The organism is Deltaproteobacteria bacterium (genome assembly GCA_022340465.1).
Taxonomy (GTDB): domain Bacteria; phylum Desulfobacterota; class Desulfobacteria; order Desulfobacterales; family B30-G6; genus JAJDNW01.
Map to the genome: position 1 here is coordinate 24,540 of JAJDNW010000044.1, position 16,937 is coordinate 41,476.

Below are 16,937 nucleotides of genomic sequence, written 5' to 3' on the forward strand. Positions count from 1 at the left end.
ATATTTTTATGAATAAATCCAGGGCAGTGCCATGATCTCAGCATCCATTCGCATGCAATAGTGCCCATCGTTGTCAATCAGGAAATTGTATAGCAGAAGCCCTGGCCGGTCAATAAATTTAAAAATGCAGATTGTATTATTTTGCTTGAAATGTTCATTTCATTCTGTTAATTTTTGTGTTTCTGAATGCAATCGTATTATGGTGGGTGTAGCTCAGTTGGTAGAGCACTTGGTTGTGGCCCAAGTGGCCGTGGGTTCAAGTCCCATCACTCACCCCATATAAAAGAAACCGCCGGCAACCTTACCGGGTGCCGGCGGTTTCTTTTGCGGTTTCTGGCTAGCGGCAGCGCACGGCTCGACATCTATTGTAAAAGCAGTGCTTCCATCTTGCACCTAAATTGAGTTTAGGTTGCAATATTCCACCCATTCCTGTATCAGAAAGGCTTCAGGTTGAACCGGGATAGCGAGGACATTCCATGCCGCTTGACGCGGGGAATCTTCGATCATTTCCCATCCGGTTCGGCTGTTACCTATACAGAACCCGATATCGTGCGCCCGTAGCTCAGCTGGATAGAGCGCCGGACTTCGAATCCGTAGGCCGCCCGTTCGAATCGGGCCGGGCGTACCAATTATTTCAAGGGGTTACAGCTTCAGCTGTTTCCCCTTTTTTTGTTTCGTAACCATTTCGTAACCACGCAACCGCCTTTAGAGGCCTACATATACAAATTTTAAACGATGTGTTTCTTAGTGATACGGCTACATACAATCCATCTCCCGGCACTATCCCCAGTCGTCTGTGATGGTTTGCCAGGCAGCTACTGACCCATAAATTTGCCCCGCAGTTTAGAAATATGCCCGTATTTTCTGATGGAAGCAAGGCAGAAGGCTGAGGCCGATAAAATACTCGGTGTTGATAGGCAGGCGTTGGTTATGGTATCAGTATGGTGCGATTTCCAATATTGGTGTTGATAACATCCACCGAAAAATTTTATTTCCGTGTGCGAAAAGGCACGATGATCTCCATGCAGTGCGCTCTATGTGTTTGGAAGCTCGCAGGATCTCGGTCTTCAAAAAGCACGAAGTTCCATCAATTTACGCAATCACATGCGCCTCTGGCTCACTCCCTACAGGTACAAGAAACATCCGATATGGCTTGGACAGATCAGCCGTGTCATAGGTGTCAATTATTCGAGACGGACCTTAATAACCCATGCCATTGATCCGGATGTCGATGAAACGCGCAATGGGCTCGTTGGAGATCTCGCCTGCTCCCAGGCACTCGGTGCGGTTGGTTTTGTCAAAGGATCACAACGCTCCTCTCTCGATGAAACCCATTTCAATCAAACCCCTGATCCATTAAAGGAGTGTCCCTATGACCTGTATTGTTCAGAAATATGGTGGCAGCAGTGTAGCGGATTTGGGGCGGCTGCATAAAATCGCCCACGTAATTGCCGATCTCAAAGGCAGGAATATTGATATCGCCGTTGTGGTTTCGGCAATGGGAAAAACAACGGATGAACTGGTGGCTATGAGTCGCGAAGTGTCTGCCAACCCCCCCCGACGGGAAATGGACATGCTGCTTTCCACCGGTGAGCGTATTACCATGGCGATGCTCTGCATGGCGTTGCATGAGCAAGGGCTCGATGCCGTATCGTTGACCGGCTCCCAGGCTGGCATCATCACCAATGACCGCCACAATGATGCCCAGGTCATCGAGGTCAGACCATATCGGGTGCAGGATGAAATGGCTAAAGGTAAAGTTGTCATCATCGGCGGTTTCCAGGGCGTCAGCTATAAGCGGGACATTACGACGCTTGGCCGCGGCGGATCTGATACAACGGCCGTGGCGCTGGCGGCGGCCTTGAATGCCGAGCGGTGTGAGATTTATTCGGATGTGGACGGGGTCTATTCCGCCGACCCCTCCGTGACGTCCGATGCCCGGCACTTGCCTGAGGTTTCCTTTCCGGTCATGCAGGAGATGAGCACGGCTGGGGCCAAGGTGCTGCATGCGTCGGCAGTGCAGTTCGCCAAGGAAAAAAACATCGCTATATACGCTCGAGCTGCATTTTCGGAGGGCCGTGAAACCATTATACGACGTCTTTCCCCAGGCTCTGTCGTGGGTGTACAGGCGGTGGTTAGCGAAGAACAGGTCCAACGAGTCCACCTCCACGGGGCCGGCACGCACGCCCGCTTCAAAACGGCCTTGGATTACCTTGAAAGCGAACAGATCCCCATCAAAGAAGTCAATCTTGCCAACATGTCCCCTAACACAGAGCGATCATCCGCTTCTTTCGTCGTTTCCACAAATAACATCTATGGATGGGAGCACGTCAAATCCGTATTACGGAAAAAACTGGAAAAAAAGGTCGATTTCGACACCGACTTGGCGGCCCTGTCGCTGATCGGCGAAGGGTTGAACCGCAACAACCTGACACTGTTGCAAACGATCGACTTGCTGGCCAACAATGATATACCCGTGCTTGGCGTTACGACAACCTCGTTCCGTATTTCCTTGCTGGTACCGAGAAGCCAGATTGAAAAAAGTGTAGTAATTTGTCACACCCGCTGGGTGGCCAACAATGGCGAATAGACAAACGGAGGCAAGAAACCTCACCATGTGCATCTGGCCCCAAATAATTCCGTTTGACAGACAAAACATATGTGATAATTATATGACCATAATTCAGGTCAACTAAAATAGAGGTCATATCATGGAGACGCTATCGCTGTCAGAGGCAAAAATGAAACTCAGTGAGCTGATCGACCGGGTTCAGTCCACCGATGCGGAGGTTGTCATCACCAAGAACGGAAGGCCGGCTGCGGTGCTGGTGAGTCCGGACGAATTCGACGGCTGGAAAGAAACCCTTTCGATTCAATCGGATCCTGATTTGATGATCGAGATCAAAAAAGGCCTTTCCGCGCTGAAGAAAAATGCCGAGGTATATACTCTGGAAGAACTTTTTGAATAGACGATGCCATCCAAGGAACGAATTCAAATAAAGTTCAGGGCTCCAGAAGAGATCGTTACGCTGATTCGAGGCTGTCACCCTCAGTTGAAAAGAAAAATCCGGGCTGGTTTGCGACATATTATGGATGAGCCGGAATCCGGTAAATGGTTAAAAGATGAATTGGAGGGAATGCAAAGCTATCGTATCAGCAGATTTCGGATCATTTACCGCAGATCTTCTCCATGGATCATCGACATCGCTGCCATCGGCCCCAGGAGAACCATTTACGAAGAAACCTACCGAATCATAAAAAAAGAATCAGATCATCCACCGCGATGACGTGTGCCCAAATTGTGCCCCTCAAGGTTAAATTTTCTCAACTGTTTCCAAACGAAAGCAAAAATAGCCTTTCGATACTATTTGCCTTTTTGCAATCATCCGGTTTAAAAACCTTTTGGTTTCGGTTGAAATCGTAATCTTTCCGAAATGCAGTTGATTTTTCATATTAATCATTCTTAATATTTGAACCGCTCAACATAGGTGATACAAAGGAGTAAAGTTTGAAACGCAAGCTGATTCCAATCGTTTTTGTCGTCTTGCTTGTCGGTGCGGGCATCCTGGTCTACTGGGGGCAATACCAAGAGCACACCGCCGAACGCTATTACTCGGGCGTCATCGAGGCGTCCCAGGCCGACATCGCCTTTCAGGTCGGCGGCCGGGTGCAGGAAATTCCGGTGGACGAGGGCCGGCTGGTCAAGAAGGGAGATGTGCTGGCCGTTCTTTTCTCCTACGAGTTTGTGGCTGCCAGGAATCAGGTCCGATCCAAGCTGGCGCAACAGCAAAAAAACCTCGCACAAGTGGAAACCGCTTTGGAGGTAAGCCGAAAGGTTCTGCCGGCGGAAGTCGAGCGGGCCGAGGCCGGCGAAAAGGCCCTGGCCGCCCAGCTGAACCAGGCAAAAAGCGGCTATCGACCCCAGGAGCTTAAAAGCGCCCAGCTGGCTGTCGACGAGGCCCGGGCCGCTTTAGAGGACGCCCGGCGCAACAAAACGCGTTACGATCAGCTTTACAGCAGAAATGTGGTCGCCGAGAGAGACCAGAACACCGCTCAGCTTCGATACGACACCGCGCTGAAGGAGTACGGGCAAGCCCGGCAACAGCTGGCCATGTTGAAGGAAGGCTATCGTCGCGAAGATGTGGAAACCGCCGCAGCCCGTCTCAAAGAGGCTCAAGCCGCCGTCAGGCTGGCCCGCAGCAACCTGAAGAAAATCGAGGTGGCGGAATGGGAGGTGGAGGCCGCCCGAGCCGCGGTCGAAGCTGCGGAGGCGGCGCTGGACATGGCTGAAATCCAACTGGGCTACACCGAACTGCGGGCCCCCTTCGACGGGGTGATCGTCAGCCGCAACATCGAACCCGGCGAGGTGGTCTCAGCCGGCCAGGAGGTCATTTCCATCTCCGATCTGTCCGAAGTCGATTTGAAAGTGTTTGTTCCGGAAAACGAAATCGGCAAGGTCAAACCCGGCCAGGACGTCTCCGTCAACATCGACACCTTCCCGGACAAGACCTACCATGGATGGGTTGCGTTCATTTCGCCTGAGGGCGAATTCACCCCCAAATTCATTCAAACGCACGAAGAGCGCGTCAAGCTGGTCTTTCTGGTCAAAATTACCCTGCCCAATCCACAACTGGAACTCAAAACAGGAATGCCTGCCGATGCCTGGTTTCGCTGACAAGCAACACAGCGCGCCTGCATCGGATATTGGTGAACCGCCGATCATCCAGGTCAGCAAGGTAACCAAGCAATTTGGCAGCCTGGTTGCGGTTTCCGAGACCTCTTTCGATATCCGGCGGGGCGGGATCGTCGGGCTGGTCGGTTCCGACGGCGCCGGTAAAACCACTTTGTTGCGCATGATTGCCACCATGACGGCACCCAGCAGCGGCGAGATCCTGATTGACGGCTTCGATGTTGTCCGGCAGAGAAATGCCGTCAAAAAACGGATCGGATACATGCCCCAGCGCTTCGGACTCTACCAGGATCTCACGGTAGCCGAGAATCTCAATTTCTTTATGGATATATTCGGTATCCACGGCCGTGAAAGGGTAAAGCGGCGGGAACGCTATCTCGGGTTTTCAAATCTCCTGCCGTTTTTGAACCGCAGGGCCGGGGACCTGTCCGGCGGAATGAAGCAAAAGCTCGGACTGGCATGTGTCCTGATTCATCAGCCCGGGATTCTCATTCTGGATGAGCCTACCAATGGTGTCGACCCGCTGTCACGCCAGGAATTCTGGGAAATTCTGTCCGAAATGCGCGGTCAAAACATGACCATTCTAGTCGCAACCGCCTACCTGGATGAAGGCGAAAAATGCGACCGGCTGCTGTTGCTGCATGCCTCCCGTTTGCTGGAGGAAGCGACGCCAGCCGAACTGAAGTCGGGGTTCGGCGACATGGAAGAGGCCATTATTCATCGAATACTGCAGGCTGACGCATCCCTCAGGGAGGATAATTTTGTTGTCTGAAGCGGTACGTGTGCAAAACCTGGAAAAGCGGTTCGACAATTTCGTGGCAGTCGATCACATTTCGTTTCAGGTGGCCAACGGTGAAATCTTCGGGTTGCTGGGCCCCAATGGCGCCGGTAAATCGACCACCATTCGAATGCTGTGCGGAATTATCACCCCGACAGGCGGAACCGGCCATGTGGGCGGGCTGGACATCCTCACCCAGGCCGAGGAGATCAAACAGAGCATCGGTTACATGTCCCAGAAATTTTCGCTATATCAGGACCTGACCCCCTTGGAAAATATCCGCTTCTATCTGGGAATCTACAATGTGCCGGTGCGAATGTGGCGGGAACGCATGGAATGGGTGCTGCAAACGACGCGTCTGCAAGCGGTCAAAAACCGGCTGACCCGGGACCTGCCGCCGGGATGGCGCCAGCGCCTGGCCCTGGGCTGTGCCCTGCTGCATCGTCCGAAAATTATTTTTCTGGACGAGCCTACCTCCGGCGTGGATCCCATTACGCGCAGGCATTTCTGGAGCTTCATTCAGGAATTGACCGCGCAGCAGGTAACGGTGTTCGTGACTACCCACTACATGGATGAAGCCCGCCACTGCAACCGGGTCGTCATCATCAACGCAGGCCGAATCGTGGCCTCCGGTTCGCCGGACGCTATCGTGCAAGAGCTGTTTCCCGACCGCACCGGGGCCGATCTAAGCGACGCCTTCGTCAAACTGGTCGGCCGGGGGACCCCATGAACCTTCGCAGCATCCGGGCGGTGGCCAGAAAAGAGTATTATCACCTGGTCCGAGACTTTCGCAGTCTCTATCTGGCGCTGGTTATCCCCCTCCTTTTGGTTCTGCTGTTCGGTTATGCCCTCAGTCTGGATGTGGAACATATTCCCATGCTTGTGGTGGACCACGACCATACCGTCCAAAGCAGGGAATTTATCCGCAAACTGGACGCTACCATCTATTTCGATGTCGCGGCCAACCTGCCGAACGTTGAAGCGCTGATCGACCATCTCGACCGCAATCTGGGCCTGGTGGGCGTCGTAATCCCCCCGGGCTGGAGTGCCGATCTCAAAGCCGATCGCGAAAGTCCGCTGCAGATCGTCATCGACGGCAGCGACCCCAATTACGCCGGCAACACCCGGGCTTTCATCACGGCTTACACGGCGGCTGCCAACCAGGAACAGTTGCTGGCCTTTTTAAACCGCCATGGCCGGACCCGCATCCACGTGCCCGTGGAAGGCCGCATCAGGGTCTGGTTTAACGAAGACCTGGAAAGCCGTAATTTCATCATCCCCGGCATCATCGCGGTCATCATCATGATCGTGGCGGCCCTGCTGACGTCCCTGGTTATTGCCAGGGAATATGAAAACGGCACCATGGAGACCATCCGATCGCTGCCGTTGGGGGCGGTCGATTTTTTGGTGGGCAAATCGATCCCCTACTTTTTTATCGCTCTGACCGATGTGCTGGTGGCGATTCTGATGGGGCAGTTGCTGTTCGGTGTGGTGATGAAGTCCAACTTCTGGTTGATGATACTGGCTTCAACCGTTTACATCGGCGTGGCCTTGGGTATCGGCCTGCTGATATCCACGGGTGTAAAATCCCAGCTGGTGGCCAATCAAATGGCGATCATGCTGACCTATCTGCCCTCGCTGCTGCTTTCCGACTTTGTCTTTCCCCAGGAAAATATGCCGGTTGTTTTGAAACTCATTTCACACATTGTGCCGGCCACCTATTTTATCGACATCCTCAACGGCCTTTACCTTCGCAATCTGGGTCTTACTCAACTCTGGCCGAACTACCTCGTGCTGACCGCCATGTTCGCCCTGATGCTGCTGCTCAATGTCGCCATGTTGAAAAAGGAGGGACTTTAGAATGAACTGGATCAGGGTTCGTGAAATGGTTCGCAAGGAATTTATTCAACTCTTGCGGGACCCCAAAAACCGGCCGCTGCTGATTCTGGCACCCCTCATTCAACTCATCGTATTCGGTTACGTGGTCACCACCGATGTGCGCGACATTCGCGTGGGGCTGCTGGACCAATCGCACACTTCGGAGAGTCGACGCCTGATCGAGGCCATTGACGGCAACCGCACCTTTCGCATCACCCACTTCGTCGAGCACCCGGGGCAACTGGAGCGGCTCCTCATCGATCGAAAGGTGAATATGGCCCTGCGGATCCCGCCGGACTTCAGCAGCCGCATCCGCAAAAAGAAAACCGCCCCCCTTCAAATTCTCGTGGACGGCAGTATGAGCAATATGGCGGCGGTAAGGATATCCTACATAAGCGCCGTGATCGAGCGCTTCAATACGCAGATGATGCACGAGCTCTATCCCCTGCGTCTGGACTACGGTGAAATAGACGCCCGTATCCGCACCTGGTACAATCCCAACCTGGACAGCCGCTATTTTTATGTTCCCGGAATCGTGGCGTTTCTGGTTATGCTGCTTTCGCTGTTGCTGACCTCGATGGCCATCGTGCGCGAAAAGGAGGTCGGCACCATGGAGCAATTGATTGTCACACCGCTGAAGTCCTACGAACTGATTCTGGGCAAGACAATTCCCTTCATCATCGTGGCCCAGGCCCAGATGATCATGGTGATCGCATTTGCCGTATTGTGGTTTCGAATCCCTCTGGTCGGCAGCATCCCTCTGCTGTTGGGGGCCACCGCCCTGTTTCTACTCAGCACGCTGGGGATCGGACTGTTTATTTCTTCCGTCTCCAAAACCCAGCAGCAGGCCATGATGACCAACTTTTTTTTCATCCTGCCTTTTTTTATGCTGAGCGGTTTCGTGTTTCCCATTGCCAACATGCCGCGGGTGGTCCAATGGCTGACCTTTCTGAATCCCCTCAAGCATTTTTTAATTATCATTCGGGGTATATTCCTGAAAGGAACCGGGTTTGCCGTGCTTTGGCCCCAGTTTCTCAGCCTGGCCGTGCTGGGCGTCGCTGTCTTTATCGGGGCCCTCAGCCGTTTTCAAAAACGGATCGAATAGGGCAAGGGCTATTGAAGCGCCCGCTGCGCTCGAGACACGGAAATCGCAGAGAATAATTTAATCCTGCGGGGCTTGCGAGGGGTCGGAAGCTTAAAGCAAGCGCAATTGAACCACAAAGACACAAAGGACACAAAGAAACATATAAATTTTTTCTGCGGGGAATGCCAAAGGCTAATTTACAACCACTTGACCCCTTGAACCCTCGGATCCTTGGCCCCTGGAACTCTATTTAAACGGTGGGGTGTAGTTTAACAGCTTGTTTACCCTTGGGCGTTTCCTTGAGTTCAAACGATACGGCATCACCCTTTTGCAACCCGAAATAACCGTATTGGCTGATACCGGATTTATGAAAAAAAACAACGCCATGTTGTTCGGTATCGATAAACCCATAGCCTTTTTTTTCACTATAAGATTTTATATACCCGTCCATATAATTCCCTTTGTTTTCGACTTAACGGCCAAATAAAAAAGGCATCCCCTCTGTTTTTGAAGGGATGCCCAATGATTCACCTCAACGTTGCAAAAGCCTGAGGGCTTCAGAGTCAAGGCGCCTGAGGGTTAAACCACGGTTACGTTGGCAGCGGCAGGGCCCTTGGGACCTTGCTCAACGTCAAAGGTAACGCGATCACCCTCATCAAGCGTTTTGAAACCGACAGCATTGATGCCCGAATGATGAACAAATACATCCGGACCGTCTTCCTGTTCGATGAATCCAAAGCCTTTGCTGGCATTAAACCACTTAACAATTCCGTTAGACATGTTAGCATCCTCCTTTCAAATTATTTTCAAAATCTTAAACTGGAGGATGTATCATCTTAGTATGGACTGTCCTGCAGAAAAAAATCGCCTCACACATCGATGTGTGGCCGAGTTGAATGACAATATAGTAACACACACTTTGGCAAATGCAAATTAAATGTTTGAATATTTTGAAAATATCTTTTTTATATGACTAAAAGTCCATTAAATCGAATGGTTATGCAGATACATATCGAATCGACGGGTTGGCCCATTACAGCGCAAAGGTATGTTGGCAACCTGACATTGATGCGTGGCAGCGTTATTTGAAACGCTCAAATTACCCCAGCAGCGTAAACGCCTGAGGGGTTCAGGTATCACTCCGATATATAAGGCAGCGGCCAGATTTTGAAGTAGTCCCGGATCCTGATCCACACCCCCACCAGGCCCTCCGGCTCCAGGATGATAAACAGGATGATGAGGCCGCCGAAGACGAATTCCTTCATTGGCCCCAAATATATGGTGAAATTGGGGTCGTAGACGCGGGCGATGTAGCTGACGAGAAGATCCAGCAGGACAGGCACCAGCGTGATAAAAATCACGCCGAATATCGTGCCGACGAGCCTTCCCAGTCCGCCCACCAACACCATGGCCAGAAAGATGATCGAGTGGGTAAAAAGGTAGTCGCCCGGGATGGCGGTCCGCAACAGCCCGGCAAAAAGGGCACCGGCGATACCGGCGTAAAAAGCGCTGATGGCGAACGACAAGAGTTTGTAGGGGAATATGGGGATGCCGATGATTTCGGCGGAAACATCATTGTCCCGAATGGCCACTAGGGCACGGCCGATTTTGGATCGCATCATATTTTTCGCTCCCCACATGAGAAAAGCCGCCAGCACAAAAAGCAAGACGAAGTAAGACTGATTTTTACTCAGAGAAAGGCCGAACACATGGGGTACGGGAAGCTCGATCCCGCGAATGCCGCGGGTTACGCTGTCCCAGTGGATAATCGTGTATTCGATGGCGAACTGAAAAGCCAGCGTCGCGACCATGAGATAAAAGCCCTTGATGCGCAACGAAGGGACGCCCACGACCAGGCCCAGGACGGCGGCCCCCAGACCGGCAAGCAGAATGGAAAGGATGAACGGACAGTTCCAGTTGGTAATCAAAAGGGCCGATATATAGGCGCCCACGCCCATGAAGGCGGCATGCCCGAGGGAAAGCAGGCCCGTAAATCCGACCAGGAGCTGCAACCCCAGGGCGGCGATGAGGTTGATCAGTATCAGGTTCATGATGAAGTAGTGGTACTCATTCGCTCCCACCCCGAAAAGGGACCCGATCAGCATGGCGGCGACCAGGACGATTAAGACTGCAAACCAGATCCTCATGAACCGGGTACGGAAAATCCTTTCGTCCTCCCGATAACTGAACACCGCCGTCGAAGCGAAATAGTTATTGTAGATCTTTGAAAATGAGGTCACGAAAGGATCTCCTCTAAGGCTACCGTTCCTTTTAGTGTCGATTTGCGACCGTCTTCGTAGTGTATCTCGAGGTCCAGCGCATGAACCTTTTTTAACTGGTACAGGTCTTCGATGAGTGCCTTGTACCGCTCGGAAACGAATTTTCGCCTCACTTTCCTTGTCCGGGTCAGCTCCCCGTCATCGGGGTGCAGCTGTTTGAGAAGGATGGCAAACCGCTTGATGCGGATGTTCTTGGGGAAGCGCTCATTGATCCGGCTTATCTCTTCCCTAACAAGTTGGTACACCTCGCTTCGCTGGGACAGATCCTGAAAGGTGGTGTAGGAAATACCCCGCTTTTTGGCCCAGTTGCCGACGTTTTCCAGGTCGATGCTGACGATGGCGGTAACATAGGGCCGCTCGCCGCCGCAAACCATGGCTTCATTGATGTAGGCGCTGAATTTCAGGCGGGTCTCGATATCCTGGGGGGCAAAGCGCGTGCCGTCGTCTATGGTCATGATGTCCTTGGCCCGATCGAACACGTACAGATGCCCGTCTTCGCCGAAATAGCCGGCGTCACCAGTTCGAAGGAAACCGTCCTCGGTGTAGCATTCACGGGTGGCATCCTCGTTTTTATAATACCCAAGGTGCGTGTTTCTGCCGCAGACCAGAATTTCGCCATCATCCGAGAGCTTGACCTCGACATCGGGCACGGGAACGCCCACGGTTTCCGGCCTGACATCGTCCTCCCGATGGGTGGTGGCGATACCGCCGCACTCCGACTGTCCGAAGACCTGTCGGAGATCGAGTCCCAGTGCCTTGAAATATTTAAACACTTCCGGCGAAATGGCCCCGCCGCCGGTTATGGCCACCTTGACACGGCCCAGGCCCACTTTGTTCTTGAGGGGGCGCAGCACGAAGAAGTTGAGAAAGGGCTGCAGCATGCGACTGCCGAGACCTGGATCTTCACCGGTCAAGTCGGCTTCGCTGCACTTCATGGCGGTTTTGATAGCCAGGTTGTAGAAATAGCGCTTGGCAAAATCGGCATTGTCCATGGCGGCCTGGATGGTGGAAATCAGGAACTCCCAAACCACCGGCGTTCCTCCAAAATAGTACGGCTGCAGTTCCAGAAGGTCTTTGCGAAGCGTTTCGGTTTCTTCGGGAAAGTTGTAGTGGGCGCAAATTTTCAGAAAGCGGGTCACGTTGAACATCTGTTCCCCTATCCAGGAAAGGGGGGCGGCCGAAAGGATTTCATCCCCTTTTTCCATTTTCACAACCTGTCCGAAACTGTCGCAGGCAAAAATGAGGTTGTCATGGCTGAGGATCGAAAGCTTGGGCAAGGCGGTCGTTCCGGACGTGGTCAGCATCATCGCCGGTTCGGACGGATCGATCTCTTTGGCTCTGTTCATCAGAAAGTCCACCTTGCGGGTTTCCTCATCGACCCCCATGGCGACCACATCTTCAAAGCGGCGCATGAAAGGGTATTCGCCATAATAGTGATTCATGCCCCTCGAATCCCACACGATGACCGTTTTGACCTTGGAATCGATCCGTTTCCAGATCGACAGGATTTTGTCGGCCTGTTCCTGATCCCGCACCACCAGAAAAACGGCATCGGAGTAACCGATCAGGTACTCCAGTTCTTCCGTAAGGCTGTCCGGGTAGGCGCCGGTGGGAACGCCGCCGGCAGCCATACAGGCAAATTCGGCGATGATCCATTCCGGTTTGTTGTCGCCGATGATCATCAAATGGTTGCCGTTCTCGAATCCCAACGCCCGCAACCCCAGAGCGAAGCGCTGGATGTTGTCATGCAGTGCCTGCCAGGTCATCGGACGCCAAATGCCGAAGCGTTTTTCCCGCATGGCAACGTCCCGCGGCCTTTCGATGGCATTGTTGACGATCAGACCGATTAAATTGTCTTCGAGCATGTCCTTGCCTTCATCACTACACCCATAAATCTTTTTGTTTCTGCCTTCCCAGGTAGGCTTCGATCACCTGAGGGTTTTTCTGCACTTCCTCGGGGCCGCCCTCGGCAATCTTGGTTCCGAAGCTCAACACGCAGACCCGGTTGGAAAGATCCATTACCGGTGCCAGGTCGTGTTCGATCCAGATAATGGTTACCTTAAGATCGCGATGGACATCGAGGATATAGCTGGCGATATCCTCTTTTTCCTCGACCGCCATGCCCGACATGATCTCATCCAGCAGCAGCAGTTTGGGCCGCATGGCCAGCGCCCGTGCCATGTCGACCCGCTTGCGAACACCAAAGGGAAGAATGCCCACCGGTGAATAACGGAAGCTGGAAAGCCCCATGAAATCGATGATTTCCTCTTCGATTTCGCTGCGGTGTTTGATTTCGTCCCGGACGATATGGGGCAAACGCAGAAAACTGCCCAGGAGGGAATACTTCATCAAAAAGTGACGGCCGAGCTTGATGTTGTCCAGCACCGTCATCCCATGAAAAAGCTCCACCTTTTGAAATGTCCTGGCGACACCGAACGTGGCGACGGCATGGGGCTTCAATCCATTCAAACGCCGCCCCTCGAAGGAGATGGAACCGCCGTTGGGTTGATAGTGCATGTTGATGCAGTTGAGCAGACTGGTCTTGCCGGCGCCGTTGGGGCCGATGATGGAAAATATGTCCCCCTGGTTCACGGCAATATCGACACCGTTCAACACCTGGACCCCCCCGAAGGCCAGCTTCAGGTTCTCGATTTGCAGGAGTGGCTTGTTGTTGTCGCTGGTTACAGCCATCGTTTGCGCCTCTTGTAGCGTTTGGCATCTTTATAACTTTTCCGTTCCCTTTCGCCGGATCCCAGATAAAATTCTTTGACATCTTCGTTGGCGATAAGTTCCCTTGCCGTGCCATCGAGAACGATGCGGCCGGTTTCCACAACATATCCCCGCGTTCCAATGTTGAGGGCCTGGTGCGCGTTCTGCTCCACAAGCACGATGGTGATGCCGGCCTTGTTCAACCTGCCGATGATTTCAAAAAGCTCTTCGGTGATAAGGGGGGCCAGCCCCAGTGAAGGTTCGTCCAGAAGCAATATTTTGGGATTGGTCATCAATGCCATGCCGATGGCCAACATCTGCTGCTCGCCGCCGGAGGCATAGCCCGCTTTTTTTTGCCGCAGCCGCTTCAGCATTGGGAAATACTCGTACACGCGGTCAATGTCGGCTCTTACCTGCTTGTCCCAGCGCGAAAAGGCGGCGGCCCGAAGATTTTCCTCGATGGTGAGGTACCAGAAAACAGGCCGGTCCTCCATGACATAGGTGACGCCGTAGCGTTTCATGATGTCGGTGGAATCCAGTCCTGTAATCGAGGCCCCCTCCATTTTTATGTCTCCGTCGATAATATTGCCGTCGTAGAAGTCGATCATCCCGGATACCGCGCGCAACAGGGTGGTCTTTCCGGCGCCATTGGCGCCGATGACGACTAGCACCTCCCCCTTCCTGACCTCCAGGGAAACGCCGTTCAACACGGAAATCACGTCGTGGTAGACAACGCGCAGATTTTCAATGGCAAGCATACCTAAACCCTCTCAATACGCACCGTTCCGAAAAGGCCGTACGGCCTGATCAGCAGCACCACCAGAAGCAGCAGATAGGGGGCCACCTCCTTAAAGCCTTCGAGGCCCAGTGGTTCGATATAGGTGCCGGCCACGGCCTCGCACACCCCCACGAGGATTCCACCCACCAACGCTCCGCCGACACTGTCCATTCCGCCGATGAGCACCACCGGCAGGGCCCTCAAGCCCACAAACCCCATGCCCACCGAAAGCGCACCGAAGTTGGAGATCATGATTCCGGCGATACTGATGCTCAGCGCACTGATCGCCCAGACCATCAGGAGCACGAAGCGGGCATTGATCCCGAAGGCCATGGCCTTGGCCTGGTCCTCGGAGGTGGCGCGAATGGCCAAGCCCCAGCGGGTGCGGAAGAGAAAAAAGACAATCAGGCCGAAGGTCAACAGGGAGAGGATGCCGGCCCAGATGGGGTCCGACAAAAAAAAGAATTCGTCGAACTCGAAGGTAATGTCCGGCAGGTCGAGAAAAAAGGAATAGGAATGCGACCCCCAGATCAGTTGTGCGCAGGCCCTTAAAAAAAAGGCCAGACCGAGGGTCACGATGGTCATCGAAATGGGCGACCTCCCCAGCAAGGGTTTGATGGTGACCCTTTCCACGATGGCGCCGACAACGCCCGCACAAAGCAGCCCCAGGGGAAGGGCGACCATGAAGCGCAGGAGGGGGCTGCTGATGAAGGAGGGGAGCTTCAGTCCGGAATAAAAGAAAAAGAAGGTCAATATACCGGCCGCGAGCCCCGAAGGGATGGCCAGGCTCGGGCGAAGGTTGTTGTCCCTGATCAGGACATACGCAAAAAAGACAAACATCAGCAGGCCCAGAGGCAACGCCCGGTGCCAGGGGACGGTTTCGTTGAAAAAAAGGATGTAGAAGAGAAAGGAACCGATTACGAGGAACTCGCCGATGGCAAAGTTGAACGCTTCCGACGCCTTGAAAATGATGACGATGCACAGTCCCAACAAGGCATACACTAGCCCCACAAGCACACCGGAACCCAGGGTCTGAAGAAGATCGATCATGAGCGCCTCGCTATGGCCGGTACAGATGATGCGGCCGGCAAAAAAGCCTTTGCCGGCAGGGAAAACGCCTCTGCTTTCCCCATCGACAAAGACGCATCTGCCGGCCGCAGGTACGGTCCCGACGGTGTCACGGCGGTTGAACCGGGATGCGCTGTTTGTGTCAGAGATTCAGTGCCATCGGCGCCGTGCTGCATAAACGCCGCAATAAAATCGTTACAGGATCTCATTACCTGAATCTTGTGCGCGCCGGGCACTACCATTCGATCTCGTCGGTGTTGATCCAGTCGCTGGCCGGGGTCAGTCCTCCGGTTGGCACCATCTTGCCCCCCATTTCAACCATTTTGACATGCGCTTTAAAGATTCGCAGCATGGGGATGGTGTGGGATTTGTATTCAAAAGTCCTGCCGTCGAACATGCCCTTGAAGTCCCACGTCAGGTTGTCGAGGGCTTTTTTGACACCCTCCCGGGTAAGGTCGTATTTGCTGTCCGCTTCCGTCAGCACCTTCTGAATCATCAAGGCATAGGTCAACCCCTCCTGATAAAGGAAGATGTCTTTGATGCCTCCGGCCTGGAGTCCCTTTTCATATTCCTCGGGCCGGTATTTTTTGGCGAAATCATGAATGAACTTTACAAAAGTGTTGTCCATCGGGGTTTGCGACCGCGGCACCGTGTCGTAAAAGGGCCGGGTGGCGACGCCCACGTAGCCGTCATAAGCCTCCTGGCAGACCAAAATGGGAAACCTTCCGGTTGTGTAATGAGTTCCCATTAGTTGGACGTCCTTGAGAACTTTTTTAGCGGTTTTAAAAAAAATGGCCGTATGCCCGGTGGCGCCGGAATACCCGTGATAGATCACGTACTGGGCCTTTTTCTTGCGAAGCTGCATGCATTCGTTGGTGGCGGCGGTGGCGGTATAAGGGTACTCGATCTCGGCGACCACCTCGAATCCGAGCTGCTTGGCATAGGCAATGCCCTCGGGCGTGCCGTCCCGTCCCCAGGCGGTGGGACTGTATACGAAACCGATCCTGGGCGGACCTTTCTTCTTGTGGTTTTCCTTGATCCACTTCACGAGTATTTTAACCTGGCTGCCGTAGGTCGCCCCCAGAGAGTAGTAGTAGGGATATTTGGAAGGGCCGCCCTCTTCGCCGAAGATCTCCGTGGAGTACGATCCGTCCAGCCATGGGATCTTTTCCTCCACATTCACCTTTTCAATGAGCGGTTTGAGGCCTCCGGTAATGTAGCCGGTCGCCATGATGAACTCGTCTTTGCTGTGCTCTGCGGCATACTTGTTGAAATTGGCCACTTCCACGGTTGGATTGTAACGGAAGTCTTCCAGGAACCAGGTGATCTTTTTTCCGTTGATCCCCCCGCCCTCGTTGTTGACCCAGTTCATGCCGTCTATGTAGCCCCAGCCGAACTCGGGCAGCGAGCCGACCGGCCCGCTCATGGGAAACTGAGAAAGAACTTTTATCTCCTTGGCGACACCGGAACACGGCCCGCCGACCAGAAACGCCAGAACCAAGCAGGTGATGAAAATCGTTCTCTTTTTCATGTCTCCTCCTCCATGTTGTCCGATGCGGCCATCACCCGCCGACAAAGAGAATACGCGCCTTTTTTTCGAGACCCTTCACGTCTTCGATGGCCTCATCGCCTGGAACGGTTGTCTGTAGTGCATGTAAACCTCAAGATTGCAA

General features: G+C 53.4%; 17 protein-coding genes, 2 tRNA genes and 1 pseudogene. 12 read left to right on the plus strand and 8 right to left on the minus strand.

Annotation, left to right across the window (positions count from 1 at the left end):
• Nucleotides 1-202 precede the first annotated feature (202 nt).
• The 11 genes and pseudogenes from LJE94_07540 (at nt 203) to LJE94_07590 (ending at nt 8,451) form a co-directional block, all read left to right on the plus strand.
• A tRNA-His gene (locus tag LJE94_07540) sits at nt 203-278 on the plus strand.
• A gap of 273 nt (nt 279-551) precedes the next feature.
• A tRNA-Arg gene (locus tag LJE94_07545) sits at nt 552-628 on the plus strand.
• Between the two features lie 410 nt (nt 629-1,038).
• Nucleotides 1,039-1,434, plus strand: a complete 396-nt coding sequence (locus LJE94_07550; GenBank protein MCG6909962.1) for an LssY C-terminal domain-containing protein — start codon at nt 1,039-1,041, stop codon at nt 1,432-1,434.
• Entirely contained in the window at nt 1,373-2,590 is a 1,218-nt protein-coding gene (locus tag LJE94_07555; protein ID MCG6909963.1) for an aspartate kinase, read from the plus strand. Before LJE94_07550 ends, LJE94_07555 begins: the two co-directional genes overlap by 62 nt.
• Before the next feature lie 121 nt (nt 2,591-2,711).
• Nucleotides 2,712-2,969 carry a type II toxin-antitoxin system Phd/YefM family antitoxin gene (locus LJE94_07560; protein MCG6909964.1) on the plus strand — a complete coding sequence of 86 codons (258 nt, stop codon included), beginning with the start codon at nt 2,712-2,714 and terminating at the stop codon, nt 2,967-2,969.
• Between the two features lie 3 nt (nt 2,970-2,972).
• Nucleotides 2,973-3,287, plus strand: a complete 315-nt coding sequence (locus LJE94_07565; protein ID MCG6909965.1) for a type II toxin-antitoxin system RelE/ParE family toxin — start codon at nt 2,973-2,975, stop codon at nt 3,285-3,287.
• A 221-nt stretch (nt 3,288-3,508) separates the two neighbouring features.
• The gene (locus LJE94_07570; protein MCG6909966.1) at nt 3,509-4,675 is read left to right on the plus strand and encodes an efflux RND transporter periplasmic adaptor subunit; all 1,167 of its coding nucleotides are present in this window, start codon (nt 3,509-3,511) and stop codon (nt 4,673-4,675) included.
• Nucleotides 4,659-5,462, plus strand: coding sequence for an ABC transporter ATP-binding protein (locus LJE94_07575; GenBank protein MCG6909967.1), 804 nt, complete (start codon nt 4,659-4,661; stop codon nt 5,460-5,462). The genes LJE94_07570 and LJE94_07575 overlap by 17 nt, the downstream gene beginning before the upstream one ends.
• Nucleotides 5,452-6,117: pseudogene (locus LJE94_07580) on the plus strand (ABC transporter ATP-binding protein). Before LJE94_07575 ends, LJE94_07580 begins: the two are co-directional and overlap by 11 nt.
• Nucleotides 6,118-6,194: 77 nt before the next feature.
• Nucleotides 6,195-7,328, plus strand: coding sequence for an ABC transporter permease (locus tag LJE94_07585; GenBank protein MCG6909968.1), 1,134 nt, complete (start codon nt 6,195-6,197; stop codon nt 7,326-7,328).
• Between the two features lies 1 nt (nt 7,329).
• Nucleotides 7,330-8,451, plus strand: a complete 1,122-nt coding sequence (locus tag LJE94_07590) for an ABC transporter permease (GenBank protein MCG6909969.1) — start codon at nt 7,330-7,332, stop codon at nt 8,449-8,451.
• Nucleotides 8,452-8,680: 229 nt separating this feature from the next.
• Here LJE94_07590 and LJE94_07595 read toward each other — a convergent pair whose 3' ends face one another.
• The 7 genes from LJE94_07595 to LJE94_07625 form a co-directional block, all read right to left on the minus strand.
• Nucleotides 8,681-8,881, minus strand: coding sequence for a cold shock domain-containing protein (locus LJE94_07595; GenBank protein MCG6909970.1), 201 nt, complete (start codon nt 8,879-8,881; stop codon nt 8,681-8,683).
• Nucleotides 8,882-9,009: 128 nt separating this feature from the next.
• A complete protein-coding gene (locus tag LJE94_07600) occupies nt 9,010-9,210 on the minus strand; it encodes a cold-shock protein (protein MCG6909971.1) in 201 nt (66 codons plus the stop codon).
• 356 nt (nt 9,211-9,566) lie between these two features.
• Nucleotides 9,567-10,670, minus strand: a complete 1,104-nt coding sequence (locus LJE94_07605; GenBank protein MCG6909972.1) for a branched-chain amino acid ABC transporter permease — start codon at nt 10,668-10,670, stop codon at nt 9,567-9,569.
• On the minus strand, nt 10,667-12,574 hold the full coding sequence (locus LJE94_07610; protein ID MCG6909973.1) for an AMP-binding protein: 1,908 nt from the start codon (nt 12,572-12,574) through the stop codon (nt 10,667-10,669). Before LJE94_07610 ends, LJE94_07605 begins: the two co-directional genes overlap by 4 nt.
• A 16-nt stretch (nt 12,575-12,590) precedes the next feature.
• Complete coding sequence (locus LJE94_07615) at nt 12,591-13,400, minus strand: ABC transporter ATP-binding protein (GenBank protein ID MCG6909974.1); 810 nt, start codon at nt 13,398-13,400, stop codon at nt 12,591-12,593.
• The gene (locus LJE94_07620; GenBank protein MCG6909975.1) at nt 13,391-14,176 is read right to left on the minus strand and encodes an ABC transporter ATP-binding protein; all 786 of its coding nucleotides are present in this window, start codon (nt 14,174-14,176) and stop codon (nt 13,391-13,393) included. The genes LJE94_07615 and LJE94_07620 overlap by 10 nt, the downstream gene beginning before the upstream one ends.
• A gap of 2 nt (nt 14,177-14,178) precedes the next feature.
• Nucleotides 14,179-15,246, minus strand: a complete 1,068-nt coding sequence (locus LJE94_07625) for a branched-chain amino acid ABC transporter permease (protein MCG6909976.1) — start codon at nt 15,244-15,246, stop codon at nt 14,179-14,181.
• Between the two features lie 12 nt (nt 15,247-15,258).
• On the opposite strand from LJE94_07625, the gene LJE94_07630 reads away from it, so the two are divergent.
• A complete protein-coding gene (locus LJE94_07630; protein MCG6909977.1) occupies nt 15,259-15,480 on the plus strand; it encodes a hypothetical protein in 222 nt (73 codons plus the stop codon).
• A 19-nt stretch (nt 15,481-15,499) separates the two neighbouring features.
• On the opposite strand, the gene LJE94_07635 is transcribed toward LJE94_07630, so the two are convergent.
• Nucleotides 15,500-16,795, minus strand: a complete 1,296-nt coding sequence (locus LJE94_07635) for an ABC transporter substrate-binding protein (GenBank protein ID MCG6909978.1) — start codon at nt 16,793-16,795, stop codon at nt 15,500-15,502.
• Between the last annotated feature and the right edge of the window lie 142 nt (nt 16,796-16,937).

Excerpts from the sequence above, each read along its gene's own strand:
- LJE94_07555 (MCG6909963.1), top strand. The coding sequence starts at position 1,373 with ATGACCTGTATTGTTCAGAAATATGGTGGCAGCAGTGTAGCGGATTTG.
- LJE94_07560 (MCG6909964.1), top strand. The coding sequence starts at position 2,712 with ATGGAGACGCTATCGCTGTCAGAGGCAAAAATGAAACTCAGTGAGCTG.
- LJE94_07565 (MCG6909965.1), top strand. The coding sequence starts at position 2,973 with ATGCCATCCAAGGAACGAATTCAAATAAAGTTCAGGGCTCCAGAAGAG.
- LJE94_07575 (MCG6909967.1), top strand. The coding sequence starts at position 4,659 with ATGCCTGGTTTCGCTGACAAGCAACACAGCGCGCCTGCATCGGATATT.
- LJE94_07585 (MCG6909968.1), top strand. The coding sequence starts at position 6,195 with ATGAACCTTCGCAGCATCCGGGCGGTGGCCAGAAAAGAGTATTATCAC.
- LJE94_07590 (MCG6909969.1), top strand. The coding sequence starts at position 7,330 with ATGAACTGGATCAGGGTTCGTGAAATGGTTCGCAAGGAATTTATTCAA.
- LJE94_07595 (MCG6909970.1), bottom strand. The coding sequence starts at position 8,881 with ATGGACGGGTATATAAAATCTTATAGTGAAAAAAAAGGCTATGGGTTT.
- LJE94_07600 (MCG6909971.1), bottom strand. The coding sequence starts at position 9,210 with ATGTCTAACGGAATTGTTAAGTGGTTTAATGCCAGCAAAGGCTTTGGA.
- LJE94_07610 (MCG6909973.1), bottom strand. The coding sequence starts at position 12,574 with ATGCTCGAAGACAATTTAATCGGTCTGATCGTCAACAATGCCATCGAA.
- LJE94_07615 (MCG6909974.1), bottom strand. The coding sequence starts at position 13,400 with ATGGCTGTAACCAGCGACAACAACAAGCCACTCCTGCAAATCGAGAAC.
- LJE94_07620 (MCG6909975.1), bottom strand. The coding sequence starts at position 14,176 with ATGCTTGCCATTGAAAATCTGCGCGTTGTCTACCACGACGTGATTTCC.
- LJE94_07625 (MCG6909976.1), bottom strand. The coding sequence starts at position 15,246 with ATGATCGATCTTCTTCAGACCCTGGGTTCCGGTGTGCTTGTGGGGCTA.
- LJE94_07630 (MCG6909977.1), top strand. The coding sequence starts at position 15,259 with ATGGCCGGTACAGATGATGCGGCCGGCAAAAAAGCCTTTGCCGGCAGG.
- LJE94_07635 (MCG6909978.1), bottom strand. The coding sequence starts at position 16,795 with ATGAAAAAGAGAACGATTTTCATCACCTGCTTGGTTCTGGCGTTTCTG.